Below are 16990 nucleotides of genomic sequence, written 5' to 3'. Positions count from 1 at the left end.
AACCGACGCAGGCCCCGCTACCAGTCGGAGCGTGAGACCTTGCCGCGGTTCGCCTTTACCTCGCCGCGCGCCTTCTTCGCCTTCAGCCGCTGAACCTTGCCTACCCGGTTGAGCCGCGATTTTGCGCGTTTCTTCGGGCGCTCGTGCGCCTGCTTCAGCAAGGTCTCCAGTTTCTCGCGTGCTTCGGCGCGATTCGCTTCCTGCGTACGGTGTTCCCGCGCAGTGATGAGGATGTCGCCCGAGGCAGTCAGCTTGCTGCCGGCGATTTCCTTCAGTCGCGCAAAAGCGAATGGTGGCAGGCGCAGCTTGTATGCATTGACGCGCAGCTGGACCTCGGTTGCGACCTTGTTGGCATTCTGGCCGCCAGGCCCCGAACCGGCGAGGAAGCTTTCCTCTGCCAGCTCGTGGGCCCGCGCGATCAGGTCCTCATCCACCTGACACTCCGAGAGCAACAAAATCCGCCGGTAGCGGCGCGGTCGCTACTATCGAAGGCTTGCCATCGCGCGCGACAACCAGGCTTTCGGCGTGCAGCATGGTGCGCGGCGCGCCCTTGCCATTGCCATAGACCGGATCGCCAAGCAGCGCGTGGCCCAGACCCGCCAGCGCATGGATGCGCAGCTGGTGCGTCCGGCCCGTTTCCGGCCTGAACCGGATGACCGAACGCGTTCCGAGCACCTCGACCAGTTCCCAGTGAGAAACTGCCGGCTTGCCCTTCTTCGCGGCGATCATGCGCCAGCCCTTTTCGGCGCTGCTGATCTTGCTCAGCGACAATTCGATCGTCCCGCTTTCGCCATCGGGAATCCCGTCGAGGATTGCGATGTAGCTCTTTTCGACCTCGCGTTCCTCGAAAGCGCGGTTGAAGCGCTTCAATGCTTTCGGATTGCGCGCGAGCAGGAGGCAGCCCGAAGTATCGGTGTCGAGCCGGTGTACCGGCATCGGCGGCCGCTGGAAGCCGAGCTTGAGCGCTTCAAGATGGTCTTCGAGCGAAGGGCCGCCCTTGCGCGGACGCTCGATCGGCAGGCCGGCCGGCTTGTCGATGACCAGCGCTTCGCCGTCTTCGAACAGGATATCGATCATGAAGTGAACTCCGCTTCCACCAGCCCGCGAACCGAATTGCCGAGCAGGAAGCCGCCTTCGAGGTCTTCGAGCGACAGCTCGGCCTCGCGCGCCTTGCCCGCATCGATCAGCGATCGCCGCAGGACGCCCGGCAGCAGGCCGAGCGCGGTGGGCGGGGTAAGCAGGATGCCATCATCCCCGCGAACAAAAATATTGGTGAAACTGCCTTCGGTAACCAGCCCATCGTCACGGACCAGCAGCGCCTCGTCTGCGCCCATGCCGCGTGCAACGCCCAGCGCTTCCTCGTAGAATGCGCGCTCGCTGGTCTTGTGCCGCAGGCGCCAGTCACCGGGATCGACCGGCAGGGGAAGCGCGATGCATTGCAGGACCGGCTTGGCAACCTGTTCGATTCGCGTCGCTTCGAACGCGATCGCGCCGCTACGCGCTGCCAGCAGGCGAACCTTCGACCTGTGCTCCAGATCGAAACATAGCGCCTGGATCTGGTTGCGAACGTCGTGACGGTCAAAGGAGAAGCCCAGTTCGGCAGCGCTCTGCTTGATGCGCTCGAGATGCAGTTCGAGCAGGCTGATTCCCGCTTCCGGGTCGAACAGCATGCTTTCGATCAGGTCGAAGCGGGCAGCGCGGTGATCGGACGTGCTGCTGCGCGCAAAGCCGCCCTTGATCTCGCATTCGCGCCGCTCGGCAAGGGGCTCGCTATCGGCAACGATGGCAGAGCCGACGCCCATGACCGCAGCGCCCTGACTGTTCTCGATCGGAGTCAGGCGCAACGTGCGGATCGCGACATTGAACGCGGCGCTTCCATCCGGGTCGATCCGGCCGATCGCCCCGCAATAGGGTCCACGCGGATCGCGCTCGACCTCGTCGATCAGCTCCATCGCCCTGATCTTCGGCGCGCCGGTGATCGATCCGCAAGGAAATATGGCCCGGACCAGATCGACGGCACCTTTCCCGTCCTCGAGCCGGGCATGAACGGTCGAGACCATCTGGTGCACGGTCGGATAGGTTTCGACGCTGAACAGCCCCTCTACCGTGACGCTGCCCGGCTCGGCCACGCGGCTGAGGTCGTTGCGCATCAGGTCGACGATCATCAGGTTCTCGGCCTTGTCCTTTTCGGACATGGCGAGCTCATCGCGCAGGGCTTCGTCCGCACTTTCGTCCGCTGCGCGCGGGCGCGTCCCCTTCATCGGCTTCACCTTGGCCGCATCGCCGCGAAGCGACACGAACAGCTCGGGACTGAGGCTGAGCAGCCAGTTCGAGCCGTCGAAGATCAGGCCGCCGTAGCCGGCTTTCGCTGCGGGCCGCAGCGCGGCATAGATCGCAACGGGAGAACCGCGATAAGAACCGGCCAGCGGATAGGTCAGGTTGGTCTGGTAAATGTCGCCGGCGCGGATCGCTTCCTGCATCGTGGCAAAGGCAGCTTCGTATCCGCCGGTCGACAATTGCGGCACGAGCGGGCCGAGCGCCGCGTCGCCGCCATCGTCTTCGGCTGCTTGCGATGCGAGCCAAGCGGCAACGTCGTCCGGCGCGATTTCTTCAGCATCGTCGAACAGCCCCAACCAGACGAGCGGTCCGGCGGCGCCGCTACGCCCGTCGACACGCCCAGCAAGGCGAGGTTCGAGCGCGAGCCCGGCTTCGTAGGCGATGTATCCGGCAAGATGCCCGCCGGTCTTGAGACGAGCCTTGTCTGCTTCCGCCAGCACCCGTGACACCTCCTCGCCGCGCCTGGCGACGAAGACCTGGCGCGGTTCGCGATAGAGGTGCGCAGGGGCAGGATTATCCGTGCGCGCATCGTCCAGCAGGATGAAAGGAGTATTCTGACCCATTTGTATCCTGCATTAGACCATCACGCCGACAAGTCGAGAACTTGACCGCACGGCCTGCCCTTTGCCACACACGAGCGAACATTCGGGACCGGAGACTACCCACGCATGAGTCAGATTTTCCTCGGCCTCGCCGAAAACGGCGAGAAGCAGTATCTCGACCTTTCCCGCGCCAACCGTCACGGATTGATCGCGGGCGCCACCGGTACCGGCAAGACCGTCACCTTGCAGGGGCTGGCCGAAAGCTTTTCCGCCGAAGGCGTTCCGGTTTTCGTCGCCGATGTGAAGGGCGACCTGTCGGGCATCGCCATGCCGGGCTCTCCCACTTTCAAGCACGCCGACAAGCTGGAGAGCCGGGCAAAGGAACTCGGCATGGACGACTATGGCTATTCCGATAATCCAGTCGTGTTCTGGGATCTCTACGGCAAGCAGGGGCATCCGATCCGGACGACGGTTTCGGAAATGGGTCCACTGCTGCTGTCGCGCCTGCTCGACCTTAATGAAACGCAGGAAGGGGTCCTGCAGATCGTCTTCCGCCATGCCGATGAAAACGGCCTGTTGCTGCTCGATTTCGGCGACCTCCAGTCCGTCCTCGCCTGGGCGGCCGAAAATGCGAAGGAGCTTTCGGGCGTTTACGGCAATGTGTCGAAACAGTCCGTCGGCACGATCCAGCGCCAGCTGTTGAGCTTCGAATCGCAAGGTGCGGACATGTTCTTTGGCGAGCCCGCGCTTGAAATCGACGATTTCATCAAGGTGGACGAGCAGGGCCGCGGCTATGTGAACGTGCTCGCTGCCGACCAGCTGATGCGCAGTCCCAAGCTCTATGCGACGTTCCTGCTGTGGCTGCTGGCGGAACTTTTCGAAAGCCTGCCCGAGGTGGGCGATCCCGAGAAGCCCAAGCTGGTCTTCTTCTTCGACGAGGCGCACCTGCTGTTCGATGATGCGCCCAAGGCGCTCTCGGACAAGATCGAGCAGGTTGTGCGCCTGATCCGGTCGAAGGGCGTTGGCGTCTATTTCTGCACCCAGAACCCGATCGACATTCCTGAAGAGGTGGCTGGGCAGCTCGGCAATCGCGTGCAGCACGCTTTGCGCGCATTCACCCCGCGCGACCAGCGGGCGATCAAGGCGGCGGCCGAAACCTTCCGCATCAACCCCGACCTCGATGTCGCCCAGGCCATCACCGAACTGAAGGTCGGCGAGGCACTGGTTTCGACCCTGGACGAAGATGGCGCGCCTACGATCGTACAGCGCACGCTGATCAAGCCGCCGCGCAGCCGCCTGGGCCCGGTGACGCCCAAGGAGCGTGCGATCATCCAGTCGATCAGTCCTGTTGACGGGAAATACGATACGACGGTCGACCGCGAGAGCGCCGAAGAAGTACTCGCGGCCAAGGCGGTCGATGCTGCCGAAACTGCGGAAGAGGTCGAGGAAAAGGGGCGCGAGGAAGTGGGCAAGCGCAGCCGCAAGACCACCTCTCTGTGGGAGAAGGCGGGCAAGGCCGCGATGGGCGCGGCTGCCAGTTCTGCAGCTACTATCGTTGCGGCAAAGATTTCGGGCCGGAAGAGCCGCGCCAACCCGATGAAGACGGCTGCGACCTCTGCTGCGGGAACGATTGCTACCGAATTTGGTGGCAGCATCGCCGGGCGCTTCGTTCGCAACCTGATCGGCGGCCTGATGCGCTGATCCGGCCTGCCCTGCCGGTTCAGGCGTTTTCGGGCAGCCGGATTTCCGCGCGCAAGCCGCCGCCGGCGCGGTTGGCAAGCACCAGCTTGCCGCCATGCTGTTCAGCAATGGCACGAGCCAGCGTCAGGCCGAGGCCAGCGCCGCCGGTCGCCCGGTTGCGGCTGGCTTCGCCGCGGGTGAAGGGTTCCATCATTTCCGAAATCCGCTCGGCAGGAATGCCCGGACCGTTGTCATCGACCCGGATCACTGCGACGCCATCTTCGCGCAGGACATCTACGTTGGCCGCTCCGCCGTAACGGACCGCGTTGGAAATCAGATTCCGCATGGCGCGTTCAAGCCATGTCGTATGACCGCTGACGACGAGCCGCGGCGCTTCGACCAGCGTGACCGGTTCGCCCAGATCCTCGAATTCCTCAACCACAGAGGAGGCGAGCGCGGACAGGTCGAGCTTCTCGCGTTGCGATCCGGCGCGCCCCACCCGGGCAAGCGTCAGTATGTCGTCGAGAGTGCGGGTGATTCCTTCGATGCTTTCGGCCATGCGCTGGCGCTGCTGGTCGTCGGGGACGCTCTCGATCCGGACGCGCAAGGCAGCAAGCGGCGTCTTCAGGTCATGTCCGATGGCGCCCAGCATCACATCCTTTTCATCGAGCATGGCCGAAATGCGGGCTTCCATCAGATTGTGCGCAGCGATCAATTCGCGGACATCCTGCGGCCCACTTTCCTCCAGCTTTTCAGTGTGATCGGGCCGTTGAGAGAAGCTCGTCACCCGCTCGGTCAGTCTCGCGATGGGCCGCGTGATGCGGCGCATCACGAAATAAAGGAGCGTCACCAGCACGGCGAAAATGACCAAGGTCTGGATCAGGATCGGGCCGAAGAGTTGGCGCGGTCGCCGCCCTTCTGCCACCCGGGCAACGCGCCACGCGCCGTTATCCTCCCGGTAAGCCGCAACGATCAGCCAGCGATCGTCCTCGCCCCGCCGCTCGATGCGCGCCAGCAGGCGCGGTCGTTCAGTGATGAATGGGTCCTTGGTCGCATCGCGCCGCAGGGCGACGACCTCTTCTGTCACGATGCCCTGCGATGCGAGGACACGTTCCAGGCCATCTTCGATCTCGGGAAGGCGGGTTTCGCCCGGAAGCAGTGGCGACCGGTCCGAAGTTTCGAGGCCGACGCGAAATTCGGAATATCCCGGGCGTTCGCCCCGCCTGTCCTTCTTGCCGTCGCGCTCGCCGCGCCGTGGCCGATCGAGGTTCTCGCCGTCGTCGCCCCTAGAAGCGAGGCGACCCTGCTCGCGGCGCTCGGCGCGTTCGCGTGCATCGACGAGCCGGAAAGCGGCTGAGTTGACGAGATTGACCTGCTGGCGCTGCTGGGCACCCTGAAACAGCAGCACGGCTGCAACACCCTGTCCTACGAACAGTCCGAAGATGACTGTCGCCATGACCTGGCCGAGCAGGCTTTTGGGAAGAAGCCGCATCAATTGTCCGGTTCGGATTTCACGCGTCGTACGTCGGCTGCGAAGCGGTAGCCGCCGCCGCGCACGGTCTGGATGAATTGCGGGTTACGGCTGTCAGACTCGATCTTGCGACGCAGGCGGCTGACCTGGTTGTCGACCGCACGATCGAACATATGCGCCTCGCGGCCCTGCACCATGTCGAGCAGGCGATCGCGATCGAGGACCGCGCGGGGGAGATCCAGGAATGCGCGCAACATGCGGTATTCCGCAGTCGAGATTGCGACCGAAACGCCATCGGGATCGCACAGGCGGCGCTTGAGCGGGTCGAGCGTCCAGCCTTCGAATTCGAACAGCAGGTTCTCCGCCGCGTCCTGGTTGGAGGCTCCATTCCCGTTGGCACGGCCTGCACGCCGCAGGACGGATCGGATCCGCGCCACCAGCTCGCGTGGCTCGAACGGCTTGGTCACGTAATCGTCGGCACCGATTTCGAGGCCGACGATGCGGTCGGTAGCTTCGCCCTTGGCGGTAAGCAGGATCACCGGCAGGCCCTGAGATTCGATCAGGTGCCGACAGAGCGAAAGGCCGTCCTCGCCCGGCATCATGATATCGAGCAAGACGATATCGGCCGTGATTTCCAGCAGGCGACTGCGCGCTGCCGCAGCGCTTTCCGCTTCATGCACGACGAAACCCTGACCGGTCAGATATTCGGCCAGGGGTTCGCGCAGGGTCGTCTCATCATCGACCAGCAAGATGGTAACGGGTGCGACATCGGTCATGAGGAGGTCCTTTGCCGCACCCGGCTGGCCGGCTCAACCGGCCAGATAGGATCGCGGTTATTCAGCCGCAGTCTTGGCTTCGCGGCGTTCCTGCCACTTCGCCTTCATCGCTTCGCGTTCTGCGTCGAGTTCCGCCTTGGTGATGGTCCCCGAATTGTCGGTATCCATCTTCTTGAAGTGGGCTGCGGAAGCCGCGTTGAATTCGGCTCGACTTACCGACTTGTCGTTATTGGTGTCGGCCTGGCGCAGCATGGCCATGCCCATGTCGCGACCGCGATGCCCGCGCTTGCCCTGGCGTTCACCGCCGCGCTTCCCACGATCTTCGGCCGCCTGGTCACCGCGCTCGCCCTTCTTGGCGCGGCGGTTTTCCATGCGTTCCTTGCGATCCTTGCGTGCTGCATCGAGTTCGGCTTGCGACAGTTCGCCGCTCTTGTCAGTGTCGAGCTTGGCAAATCGTTCGGCCTTGCGCGCTTCGCTGTCGGCATCATTGATGAAACCGTCGCTGTTAACGTCCATGCGCTCGAACATCTTGGCTGCTCGGGCATTGTGCTCGGCCAGAGTGATGACGCCGTCGCCATCGGCATCGGCGCCGCGCTTGCCGGTCTGCTGGTCGGCCATCGCAACGGTCGCGCCGCCAAGCGCCAGTGCTGCGGCAGTGAGGGTCAGGGTGAAATTACGCATCGTCTTCTCCACAAGAGGAAATTATCTTGAGCTGCGGCGAGCGCCGGAGTGGAGGGGGAGGGGACTGCTCCAGCAACATCGCCGCAACTCGTGCATCCTGTCTAGGGCACGAGTGTCGCAGGAATATGCCGATGTGAGGGAAATTTGTCGCGCATTGTATCGCGCGGAGAAGGGGGTTCATCGAGCAGCAAACTTGCCGCCGACGAACCCCTGCAACCTAGCCTTCGTTGACCATGCAGAAGGCGTTGAGCTTGTTACCGTCGGGATCGCGAAAATAGCTGGCGTAGAAGACATTGCCGTTCTCGTCCGCCTCGCCGCGCGGTCCCGGAGCGCCTTCGTCGCTCCCGCCATTGGACAGGGCGATTTCGTGCAATCGGTGCACCTGCTCCTTGTCCTGCGCCTGCAGCGCGACCATCGTGCCATTGCCGACAGTCGCTTGCTTCTCGTCGAAGGGCTTGGTCAGCGCGACACCTGCCGGGCCGTCCCATGCGCCCCAGGCGATGAAGGTGTCGAAATCCATCATCCGCCCGTATCCCATCTCCGCCGCGATCGCGTCGTAGAACGGGGCATTCTTCTGCAAGTCGTTCGTTCCCAGAGTCACATAACCAATCATTGTCGAATATCCTCAGTTCATCGCGACCAGTAATGAGAACATTATAGGAACATTGAGTGCTTCGCAAGGCCGTCAGAGGGGCGCGCACTCCCGCTCCAGCCAGTCGAGATCCTCTCCCAATAGCTGCGGCGCGAGGATGTCGCGGACCTTGGAATGATAGGTGTTCCACCATGCAATTTCTTCCGGGCTGAGCATGGTCTTGTCCACCAGCCGGCGGTCGATCGGAACGAAGGTGAGCGTCTCAAACCCGAAATAGTCGCCTTCGGCGCCCTCGATTTCGCGCTTTACCGTCAGGACGAGGTTCTCGATCCGGATGCCGAAACCGTTCGGCTTGTAATAACCGGGCTCGTTGGAAAGGATCATCCCGGCGAGCAATTCCTGGTCGGACCCTGCCTGTCCGCTTGTCGCCTTGGCGATGCGCTGCGGTCCTTCATGCACCGACAGGAAGCTGCCGACACCGTGGCCCGTACCATGGGCGTAGTCGACACCTGCCTGCCACAGGTACTGGCGCGCGAAGGCGTCGAGCTGGGCGCCGACAGTACCTTCGGGGAAGACCGCAAGGTCGATGGCGATATGACCCTTGAGCACGCGGGTATAACGGTCGATCATTTCGCGGCTCGGCTCGCCCGGACCGACCCAGACCGTGCGGGTGATATCGGTCGTGCCGTCGCGGTACTGGCCGCCCGAATCGACGAGGTAGATGCTCGACGGCGGGATGGCGATATTGCTGTCTTCGTCGACGCGGTAATGCGGCAGTGCGGCGTGGGGGCCTGCAGCGCTGATCGTGTCGAAGGAAAGGTCGCGCAGATCGCCGTGTTCCTCGCGGAACGCCTTGAGCGTGGCAGCTGCGGTCAGTTCGTCCACTTCGCCGCTCGGAGCATTGATCTCGATCCAGCGCAGGAAGCGGGCGACGGCTGCACCGTCACGGGCCTGGGCATCACGGTGCCCCTGCTGTTCGACAGCATTCTTGACCGCCTTTGGCACGATCGTCGGATCGCGGTTGAAGCTTACTTCCGCACCGGCACCTTCGAGCAATTGTGCGATTGCATCGACGCCATAATCGGGATCGACCGAAACCCGCTTGCCCGACAATCCGGCGAGTGCATCGGGGAATTCGTCACGCGCCCTGATCGTGACCGCATTGCCGAGGTGCTGGGTCAGTTCCGGCGTCACCTTTTCAGGGGCGATGAAGAACTCTGCCGTGCCGTCCTGATGAGAAATGACATAGGACAGGGCAACGGGGGTGCGATCCACGTCGGTTCCGCGGATGTTGAGCAGCCATGCAATCGAATCGAGCGCTGAGACGACGGCGGCGTCATGGCCGGTCTTCTTCAGCCAGTCGGCGATTTCCGACCGCTTTTCGGACGACGAACGTCCGGCCAGAGCGGCATCGTGCACGACAGCGGTTGCCGCCGACGGCTCCGGCCGATCCTGCCAGACTGAATCGATAGGGTTGGTTTCGACGGCGACCAGTTCAACGCCTGCGCGCTCGAGCTGCTTGCGGGCCGCATCGATCGACTTGCGGGTGTGAAGCCACGGATCATAGGCGATCCTGGCGCCGCGCTCGGCATTGTCGGCCAGCCAGCCGCCAATCGTGTCCTTGGGCACCGAACGGTATTCGAACAGTTTTTCGTCCACCTGGTCGCGGACCTGGACCGTGTAACGGCCATCGACGAAGATTGCCGCCTTGTTGGCGAGTACGACCGCCGAACCGGCAGAGCCGCCGAAACCCGTCAGCCAAGCGAGGCGCTGGGCATAGGCCCCGACATATTCGCTCATGTGCTCGTCGGAGATGGGAATGATGAACCCGTCGAGGTTGCGTCCCTTCAGTTCCTGCCGGAGGGCGGTGAGACGGGCTTCGTGGGTTTGCATCAACATTTTATCGAATCCTGCGTTGGGGAAGTTCCGGCTTGCCGCATGGGACAAACTGCTTTCTATCGAAACCAACATAGGGACCATTCGGTTGCTACGCCACCCGTCGCAGATTCTGGCCGTTGCAGACTCTGGCAGGCGGCGTCACATGGCAGGGGAATTTCATGACCACCCATTCGTTATCCCGCATCGCTCTCGCCGCTTGCCTCGCCCTGTCGCCCGTGGCAGCGCAGGCGGCAACTCCAGACAAGGAAGATACAAACGTGACCAGCGAGGTACCGACCTCCCCGCCCGTCGCCGAAAAGCGCGCGCACAGCTACACCCACCATGGCATCACGATCAGCGATCCCTACAACTGGCTGCGCGACCAGTCCTATCCGACCATCGATGACGAGGACGTGCTCGATTACGTGAAGGCTGAAAACGCCTGGTACGAAGCGCGCATGGCGGACCAGAAACCGATGGTCGAGAAGCTGTTCGAAGAACTGAAGGGCCGGATCAAGGAAGACGACAGCTCGGTCCCGCAAAAGGATGGCGACTGGGTCTACTGGTCGGAATTCGAGGAAGGTTCGCAATACCGCAAGCATTACCGCAAGCCTGCGGCGGGCGGCGATGCTGCGCTGATCCTCGATGAAAACCAGCTGGCCGACGGCCTCGACTATTTCCGCCTCGGCGCGCTGTCGGTGAGCCAGAACGGCCGCCTGCTCGCCTATTCGACCGATACCAATGGTTCGGAACGCTACACTGCGCGGATCAAGGACCTGGCGACCGGTGAACTGCTGGCCGACGAGCTGACCAATCTGCGTGGCGGGCTGACCTGGGTTAAGGGCGACACCGCGCTGGTTTACGGCCCCTCGACCGAAGAATGGCGCACGCTGGAAGCGAAGCTGCACGTCCTCGGCACGCCTGTCGAAGACGATGTCACGCTCTACAAGGAAGAGGACCAGAGCTTCGGCGTCGGTGCCGGACTGACGGCGCAGGAAGATTGGCTGATCATCGCAACGGGCGACAATGAAACGTCGGAAGTACGACTGGTGCCAGCCGATAACCCGACGGCGACGCCGATCCTGATCAAGCCGCGCGTCAAAGGTGTCGAATATTCGGTCGATGTCCGCGACGACGAAATTTACGTCTGGACCAATGACGAGCACATCAATTTCCGCCTCGCCAAGGCGTCGATTGCGAAACCGGGCGAGTGGCAGACGGTCATTGCCGGATCGGACGATTTCTACCTGACCGGTTTCGACCTGTTCAAGGATTTCTTCGTCACGGAAGGGCGTCTCGACGGGCTCGATCAGGTGCAGCTGCGCAGCTACGACGCGCCAACCTCGGTCAAGCCGATCGCCTTTCCCGAAGCGAGCTATGACGCAGGGCTTTCCAACAATCCGGAATACGACGTCAGCAAGCTGCGGCTTGCCTACGAAAGCATGGTCACGCCCGACAGCGTTTATGATTACGACGTAAAGACCGGCGCGCTCGAACTGCTCAAGCAGCAGGAGATTCCGAGCGGTTACGACGCCTCGCTATACGAAACGGTTCGCACGACGATCACCGCGCGGGACGGGACCAAGATCCCCGTCAGCGTCGTTATGCGCAAGGACCGTGACAAGCTGAACGGCGGCAAGGGCGGCCCGCTGCACCTCTATGCCTATGGCTCCTATGGCTACGCCGTACCTCCGGGCTTCTCGACCTCGCGTCTCAGCCTTGTCGATCGCGGCTTCGCCTATGCCATCGCGCACATCCGCGGCGGCGACGACCTCGGCCGCCGCTGGTATCTGCAGGGCAAGATGTTCGAGCGCCGCAACACTTTCAACGACTTCGTCGATGCCGCCGAAGGCCTGATTGACCAGGGCTTCACGACCAAGGGCAAGGTCACTGCATCGGGTGGTTCGGCCGGCGGCGAACTGATGGGTGCGATCATCAACCAGTCGCCTGATCTGTGGGGCGCTGTCGTCGCGCACGTTCCCTTCGTCGATGTGCTCAACACCATGCTCGACGAGAGCCTGCCGCTCACGCCGGGCGAATGGCAGGAATGGGGCGATCCGATCAGGAGCAAGGAAGCATTCGCCTACATGCTCAGCTACAGCCCTTACGACCAGGTTTCGGCGCAGGATTACCCGCCGCTGCTGGTGACCGCGGGCCTCAACGATCCGCGTGTGACCTATTGGGAACCGGCCAAGTGGGTTGCCAAGTTGCGGGATGTGAAGACCGACAACAACGAACTGCTCCTGAAAACCAACATGGGTGCGGGCCACGGCGGCAAGTCGGGTCGCTGGAATGCACTCTATGAAGTGGCCGAAGAATTCGGCTTCATCCTTTGGCAGATGGGGATGACGGACGAGAAAGCGGACGATTGACCGGTCTTTTCGCGCGGACATTCACGGCGCTGGCCGGGCACATCGACGAGCTCGGCCACGTCAACAACACGGTCTGGGTCCAGTGGGTCCAGGACATCGCCACCGCGCATTGGGATGCGGCTGCGCGGCCTGAAGACAACGCGCGCTTCTTCTGGGTCGTGATCCGGCACGAGATCGACTATCGCGGCAATATTGCCGAAGGCGAGAGCGTGACCGGGGAAACCTGGATCGACGGTCCGGCAAAGGGCGCGAAGTCTGATCGCCGGGTCGATTTCACCAATGAAGACGGAAAGATCATCGTCTCCGCACGGACGACGTGGGCCATGCTCGATCGCGAAACGCAGCGGCTGGTGCGCGTGCGTCCGGAAGTGATCGAACCTTTCGTGGTCGATCGAACCTAGGCCGCTTTCGATTTGCGACGGTCGGGTGCCTTGCGCCGTTCGAACGCCTGGATCCGTTCTGCCATCATCCGGTTGCGACCCTGCGCCTTGGCTTCATAGAGCAGCATGTCGGCACGGGAATAGAGGTCGGAGAACGTCGCCTTGGGCAGCGCCTTTCGCGGCGCCACTATCAATCCCATACTTGCCGTGACCACTTGCCCCAGTTCGGGCAGGCTGCGGGCTACGCGGAGCGAGACCATCTGGCGCAAGCGCTCGGCGCGCTCGAATGCATCATCACCGCGCATCAGCAGCACGAATTCTTCGCCGCCGAGACGGATGGATATGGTGCCATCGTCGCCGCGCAGCGCCTCTGCGATGACCTGGAGGACCTTGTCGCCCGTATCGTGACCGGCCGTGTCGTTGATCTTCTTGAAGTGATCGAGGTCGAGCAGGGCAAAGGTTTCATAGCCTGACTTGTGAAGCTGGTCGAAGCGCGAATCGATCGCCCGGCGGTTGAGCAGGCCGGTCAGCGGGTCGCGCTCGGAAAGTTTTTCCAGCTCTTCGGCTTCGCTGCGCACTGCGGTCAGCTCTTTGCGGAGCGAAAGGAACTTGTCGCCCACACCGATCGCGGTGATCGTCGTTTCGCTCAGCGTGCCGAGATAGAACATCGGCAGAGCGTCTGTCGGAAGACCGAGCGGCGCAAGGTAGCTCACCAGCTGGACTGCAAAGCCGAGCAAGAGGGGCATCCAGCCGAGGATCTGGAATCGGACGGCACGCGATCCGCGGCGATAGGCGTCGGCAAATACGATGCCGAACGCCACGAGCACCGGGGCGAGTCCGATTGAATGGAACGAGCCGCCGAGCGGCTGGAGGAAATCAAAATGGGCCAGATGGATCGCGGACAAGACGACTGCCCAGATGCCAATGAAAGGCAGCATCCGGCGAAGCCGCGGATCGAGCATGTCTTCCTCGATGAACGAACGCGTGAACATCGCGGCAGAGAATATGCAGAACCCCAGGCCCATGATCAGGGCTGCGCGCCATGTCGCGATCGAGATTTCGACGAATTCCACGATCAGTCCCGAGCGCAAGATCACGAGTACGCCGAATGTCAGCGACAGGATCGCATGCCACAGCAGGAATGGCGATCGCAGCGCGCCGAAGAATGCCAGGTCGAAGACCATCGGTGCCAGGACCAGCCCGACGAGGAGCGCGATCATAACCATTGCGCGGAAGTGTTCGGAATTGGCGGTCGGGTCCGCGTCGAACAGGACGGCGCGCATCGGGGTCGCATCATGACCGGCCCCTTCGATCTGCATGAAGACGCTGCGGGTCTGTTCAGTGACTTCGGGAAGGTCGATCAGGAACATCGGTTCGCTGGCGACCGGCTGCACCGTGTCGATCGAATAGATTCGGGTTCGCACCGTGCCATCGTGATCGACTGCGAATAGCTGGATCTCGTCGAACAGGCCGATCCTGCTCCGCAGGACCCTTGGCCGCGATTCTTCTTCAATGTCGAAACGTACCAGCGCAGTCTGGCTGACATCTTTCGCACCGGAGCCTTGGCAGCGCCATTGCTGGCCGGGTGCTGCAATCGTTCCTTCAGTGAATTGCGGCAGTCCGCCGATGACGCAGGCCGAAGGATGGGCTTCCTGGGATGTGACCGGGATATAGGCGAGCCACAGCGCTGCGATAAACGCCAGGGCCGCGTAAAGTCCGGCCGTGATCGTGTAGAGCCTCCCCGTCACACAGTCGGCACTAGGCTGGAACACTTATCTTTTTATAAACATCGGCGCGAAATTACATGAATTACGCACCTGAAATTAACTATGTTAGTCGGAACACCTATAGTAATAAATACTGTCAAACGAGAAGCGGTCCTGCCGTTGGCTTCGGAATGACTAGAGCGGGTTTCCGTCCTGGTCACGGAAGATCTCGCGGCGGCCGACATGGTTGGCAGGCCCGACGAGCCCTTCGCTTTCCATCCGTTCGATCCATTTCGCAGCCGTGTTGTAGCCCACGCCCATCTGGCGCTGGAGCCACGAGCCCGACGCCTTCTGGTTCTCGATCACGATCTGGCAGGCCTGGCGGTACTTGCGTTCTTCGGGATTGTCCGAGGCGGTGAATTCGTCCTCGAAGTTGAAGCCGCCGTCTTCCGGTTCTTCGGTGACGGCATCGACGTAGTCGGGCTTGCCCTGTCCGCGCCAGAAATCCGCCACGCTTTCGACCTCTTCGTCACTGACGAAGGGGCCGTGGACGCGGACCATGGCACCGGTATTCGGCTTGTAGAGCATGTCGCCCTTGCCCAGCAGTTGCTCCGCACCCTGTTCGCCCAGGATGGTGCGGCTGTCGATACGGCTGGTGACCTTGAAGCTGATGCGGGTCGGAAGGTTGGCCTTGATCACGCCGGTAATGACGTCGACCGAGGGGCGCTGGGTCGCCATGATCAGGTGGATACCTGCGGCGCGCGATTTCTGACTAAGGCGCTGGATCAATACTTCGATCTCCTTGCCGACGGTGACCATCAGGTCGGCAAGTTCGTCGACGATCAGGACGATCTGCGGCAGCGGTTCGTAATCGAGCTGTTCTTCCTCGAACAGTTCTTCGCCGGTCTCTGGATCGAAGCCGGTCTGCACCCGTCGCCCGAGCGGCTTGCCCTTTGCGGCGGCTGCGGTGACCTTCTCGTTAAAGCTGTTGATGTTGCGCGAATTGACCGACGACATCATGCGATAGCGTCGCTCCATCTCCTCCACCGCCCACTTGAGCGCGCGAACCGACTTGTGCGGTTCCGTCACCACCGGGCTGAGGAGATGCGGGATATCGTCGTAGGTCTTGAGTTCCAGAACCTTGGGATCGATCAGGATCAGGCGGCATTCGGCGGGCGTGAAACGGTAAAGCAGCGACAGCAGGATCGCGTTCAGGCCGACCGACTTACCCGAGCCGGTGGTGCCGGCAACGAGCAAGTGCGGCATGGCGGCAAGGTCGGCAACGATGGGCTCACCGGCAATGTCCTTGCCCAGGATAATCGGCAAATTGCCCTTGTTTTCGGCAAAGGCTTCGCACGCGGCGAGTTCCTTGAAGCTGACCATGACGCGGTCGGCATTGGGTAATTCGATGCCCATGACCGTGCGGCCCGGAATGGGCGAGACACGGGCGCTTATTGCGCTCATGTTGCGCGCGATGTCTTCGGCCAGGCCGACCACGCGGCTAGCCTTGATGCCGGGGGCAGGTTCCAGCTCGTACATGGTGACGACAGGCCCGGTGCGGACCGCCGTGATCTCGCCCTTCACATTGAAATCGTCGAGTACGTTTTCGAGCAGGCGCGCATTGCGTTCCAGCGCCAGCTTGTCGAGCTTGGGCGCCGTATTTTCCGGCACGTCGGCCAGCAGGTCGAGACTGGGCAGGTCGAAGCTTGCGAACATGTCGCGCTGCTTCGCCTTGGCAATGGTTGCAGGCTTGGGCGGAGCGGAGGGATCGGAAATTTCCGGTGCCCGGCGCTGGACAGGCTCCGGGCGTTTTTCCGCGTCAGGCTTGGCCTTGCGTGCCGGTTTCTCGCGTCCGGGGAGCGGGACGTCGTCCTCGATTTCTGCAGGCGTGCGGTGCAGGAAGTCGGGAAGGGTAAGCAGGCCGCGCCAGTCGATTGCGAAGACGCGCGTCAGCAGCCCTACGCCGCCGGCAAGGCTTGCGAGCGCGGCGCCCAGGATGATCCAGCCATCGGCGCTTTCACCGAACCGCGAAGCCACGGCTTCGATTGCGGCGGCACCCAACAGGCCCGATATGCCGCCCATTTGTGCGGGCAGGGTGCCACGTGGCCCCTCGAAAGCGAGCGACAAAACGGTCGACAGCAGGACCATGGCGATGAGGAGCAGGCCGAGCGGCAGCCACCAGCGCGTCGTGTCCTCCTCGTCCTCATGCTCGACATCGCGCCACAGCTTGCGCGCGGAAATATAGATTAGCGGCAGCAGGAGGACGGAGGTCAGGCCGAACGTGCCGAGCACCTTGTCTGCGACCCATGCCCCGGTTCCGCCCATCCAGTTCTGGATGTCTTCGCCCGATGCAGCGGTCGAACCGCTAGGGTCGGTCTGGGTGTAGCTGGCGATCGACAGGGTCAGGAATACGAGCAACACGACCAGCGCCCCGGCGCCGGCCATCTGCAGGGCGCGGCGCATCGAACGGCGAAATGCCGCGCGCCAATCGGTGTTGCCGCGAGTCTTGCGGGTGCTCATAGCTTGTGTCGCCATACGGCGTCCTCCTGTCGGAACACACCATGAATCCTCGGGG

13 protein-coding genes are annotated in these 16990 nt (G+C 62.5%); 3 read left to right on the top strand and 10 right to left on the bottom strand.

Annotation, left to right across the window (positions count from 1 at the left end; all coding sequences use genetic code 11):
• Positions 1-17: 17 nt before the first annotated feature.
• Genes arfB through pabB form a run of 3 tightly spaced genes read right to left on the bottom strand, consistent with a single transcriptional unit; the run spans position 18 to position 2900 of the window.
• Entirely contained in the window at positions 18-434 is a 417-nt protein-coding gene (gene arfB, locus AMC99_RS11440; protein ID WP_061926666.1) for an alternative ribosome rescue aminoacyl-tRNA hydrolase ArfB, read from the bottom strand.
• Positions 427-1077 (bottom strand): RluA family pseudouridine synthase, encoded by a 651-nt coding sequence (locus tag AMC99_RS11435; protein WP_061926664.1) that lies wholly within the window; start codon positions 1075-1077, stop codon positions 427-429. The genes arfB and AMC99_RS11435 overlap by 8 nt, the downstream gene beginning before the upstream one ends.
• Positions 1074-2900, bottom strand: a complete 1827-nt coding sequence (gene pabB, locus AMC99_RS11430) for an aminodeoxychorismate synthase component I (RefSeq protein ID WP_061926662.1) — start codon at positions 2898-2900, stop codon at positions 1074-1076. The genes AMC99_RS11435 and pabB overlap by 4 nt, the downstream gene beginning before the upstream one ends.
• A 105-nt stretch (positions 2901-3005) precedes the next feature.
• On the opposite strand from pabB, the gene AMC99_RS11425 reads away from it, so the two are divergent.
• A complete protein-coding gene (locus AMC99_RS11425) occupies positions 3006-4580 on the top strand; it encodes a helicase HerA-like domain-containing protein (RefSeq protein WP_061926660.1) in 1575 nt (524 codons plus the stop codon).
• A gap of 19 nt (positions 4581-4599) precedes the next feature.
• Here the strand turns inward: AMC99_RS11425 and AMC99_RS11420 are convergent, their stop codons facing one another.
• The 5 genes from AMC99_RS11420 to AMC99_RS11400 all read right to left on the bottom strand — a co-directional run bounded on the left by AMC99_RS11420 (position 4600) and on the right by AMC99_RS11400 (position 9978).
• Positions 4600-6051: a sensor histidine kinase gene (locus tag AMC99_RS11420; protein WP_083440159.1), complete on the bottom strand. Its 1452-nt coding sequence runs from the start codon at positions 6049-6051 to the stop codon at positions 4600-4602.
• The gene (locus AMC99_RS11415; RefSeq protein WP_061926657.1) at positions 6051-6806 is read right to left on the bottom strand and encodes a response regulator; all 756 of its coding nucleotides are present in this window, start codon (positions 6804-6806) and stop codon (positions 6051-6053) included. The genes AMC99_RS11420 and AMC99_RS11415 overlap by 1 nt, the downstream gene beginning before the upstream one ends.
• 57 nt (positions 6807-6863) lie before the next feature.
• On the bottom strand, positions 6864-7487 hold the full coding sequence (locus AMC99_RS11410; RefSeq protein WP_061926655.1) for a hypothetical protein: 624 nt from the start codon (positions 7485-7487) through the stop codon (positions 6864-6866).
• A gap of 217 nt (positions 7488-7704) precedes the next feature.
• Positions 7705-8100, bottom strand: a complete 396-nt coding sequence (locus AMC99_RS11405; RefSeq protein WP_061926654.1) for a VOC family protein — start codon at positions 8098-8100, stop codon at positions 7705-7707.
• 72 nt (positions 8101-8172) lie between these two features.
• Positions 8173-9978, bottom strand: coding sequence for an aminopeptidase P family protein (locus AMC99_RS11400; RefSeq protein WP_061927966.1), 1806 nt, complete (start codon positions 9976-9978; stop codon positions 8173-8175).
• A 158-nt stretch (positions 9979-10136) separates the two neighbouring features.
• Here AMC99_RS11400 and AMC99_RS11395 point away from each other — a divergent pair, with 158 nt between their 5' ends.
• Together AMC99_RS11395 and AMC99_RS11390 are read left to right on the top strand one after the other, a co-directional pair.
• Positions 10137-12329 carry a S9 family peptidase gene (locus AMC99_RS11395; protein WP_061926652.1) on the top strand — a complete coding sequence of 731 codons (2193 nt, stop codon included), beginning with the start codon at positions 10137-10139 and terminating at the stop codon, positions 12327-12329.
• Complete coding sequence (locus AMC99_RS11390) at positions 12326-12730, top strand: acyl-CoA thioesterase (protein WP_061926650.1); 405 nt, start codon at positions 12326-12328, stop codon at positions 12728-12730. The genes AMC99_RS11395 and AMC99_RS11390 overlap by 4 nt, the downstream gene beginning before the upstream one ends.
• Here AMC99_RS11390 and AMC99_RS11385 read toward each other — a convergent pair.
• Entirely contained in the window at positions 12727-14457 is a 1731-nt protein-coding gene (locus AMC99_RS11385) for a GGDEF domain-containing protein (protein ID WP_061926648.1), read from the bottom strand. The two genes, AMC99_RS11390 and AMC99_RS11385, sit on opposite strands and share 4 nt — an antisense overlap.
• 153 nt (positions 14458-14610) lie before the next feature.
• Positions 14611-16950, bottom strand: coding sequence for an FtsK/SpoIIIE family DNA translocase (locus AMC99_RS11380; protein WP_061926646.1), 2340 nt, complete (start codon positions 16948-16950; stop codon positions 14611-14613).
• Positions 16951-16990 lie beyond the last annotated feature (40 nt).

This window comes from Altererythrobacter epoxidivorans, assembly GCF_001281485.1.
GTDB classification, from domain to species: Bacteria; Pseudomonadota; Alphaproteobacteria; order Sphingomonadales; family Sphingomonadaceae; genus Erythrobacter; species Erythrobacter epoxidivorans.
This window is presented reverse-complemented; position numbering and strand designations above follow the sequence as displayed.

Excerpts from the sequence above, each read along its gene's own strand:
- AMC99_RS11435 (WP_061926664.1), bottom strand. The coding sequence starts at position 1,077 with ATGATCGATATCCTGTTCGAAGACGGCGAAGCGCTGGTCATCGACAAG.
- pabB (WP_061926662.1), bottom strand. The coding sequence starts at position 2,900 with ATGGGTCAGAATACTCCTTTCATCCTGCTGGACGATGCGCGCACGGAT.
- AMC99_RS11425 (WP_061926660.1), top strand. The coding sequence starts at position 3,006 with ATGAGTCAGATTTTCCTCGGCCTCGCCGAAAACGGCGAGAAGCAGTAT.
- AMC99_RS11420 (WP_083440159.1), bottom strand. The coding sequence starts at position 6,051 with ATGCGGCTTCTTCCCAAAAGCCTGCTCGGCCAGGTCATGGCGACAGTC.
- AMC99_RS11415 (WP_061926657.1), bottom strand. The coding sequence starts at position 6,806 with ATGACCGATGTCGCACCCGTTACCATCTTGCTGGTCGATGATGAGACG.
- AMC99_RS11410 (WP_061926655.1), bottom strand. The coding sequence starts at position 7,487 with ATGCGTAATTTCACCCTGACCCTCACTGCCGCAGCACTGGCGCTTGGC.
- AMC99_RS11405 (WP_061926654.1), bottom strand. The coding sequence starts at position 8,100 with ATGATTGGTTATGTGACTCTGGGAACGAACGACTTGCAGAAGAATGCC.
- AMC99_RS11400 (WP_061927966.1), bottom strand. The coding sequence starts at position 9,978 with ATGTTGATGCAAACCCACGAAGCCCGTCTCACCGCCCTCCGGCAGGAA.
- AMC99_RS11395 (WP_061926652.1), top strand. The coding sequence starts at position 10,137 with ATGACCACCCATTCGTTATCCCGCATCGCTCTCGCCGCTTGCCTCGCC.
- AMC99_RS11380 (WP_061926646.1), bottom strand. The coding sequence starts at position 16,950 with ATGGCGACACAAGCTATGAGCACCCGCAAGACTCGCGGCAACACCGAT.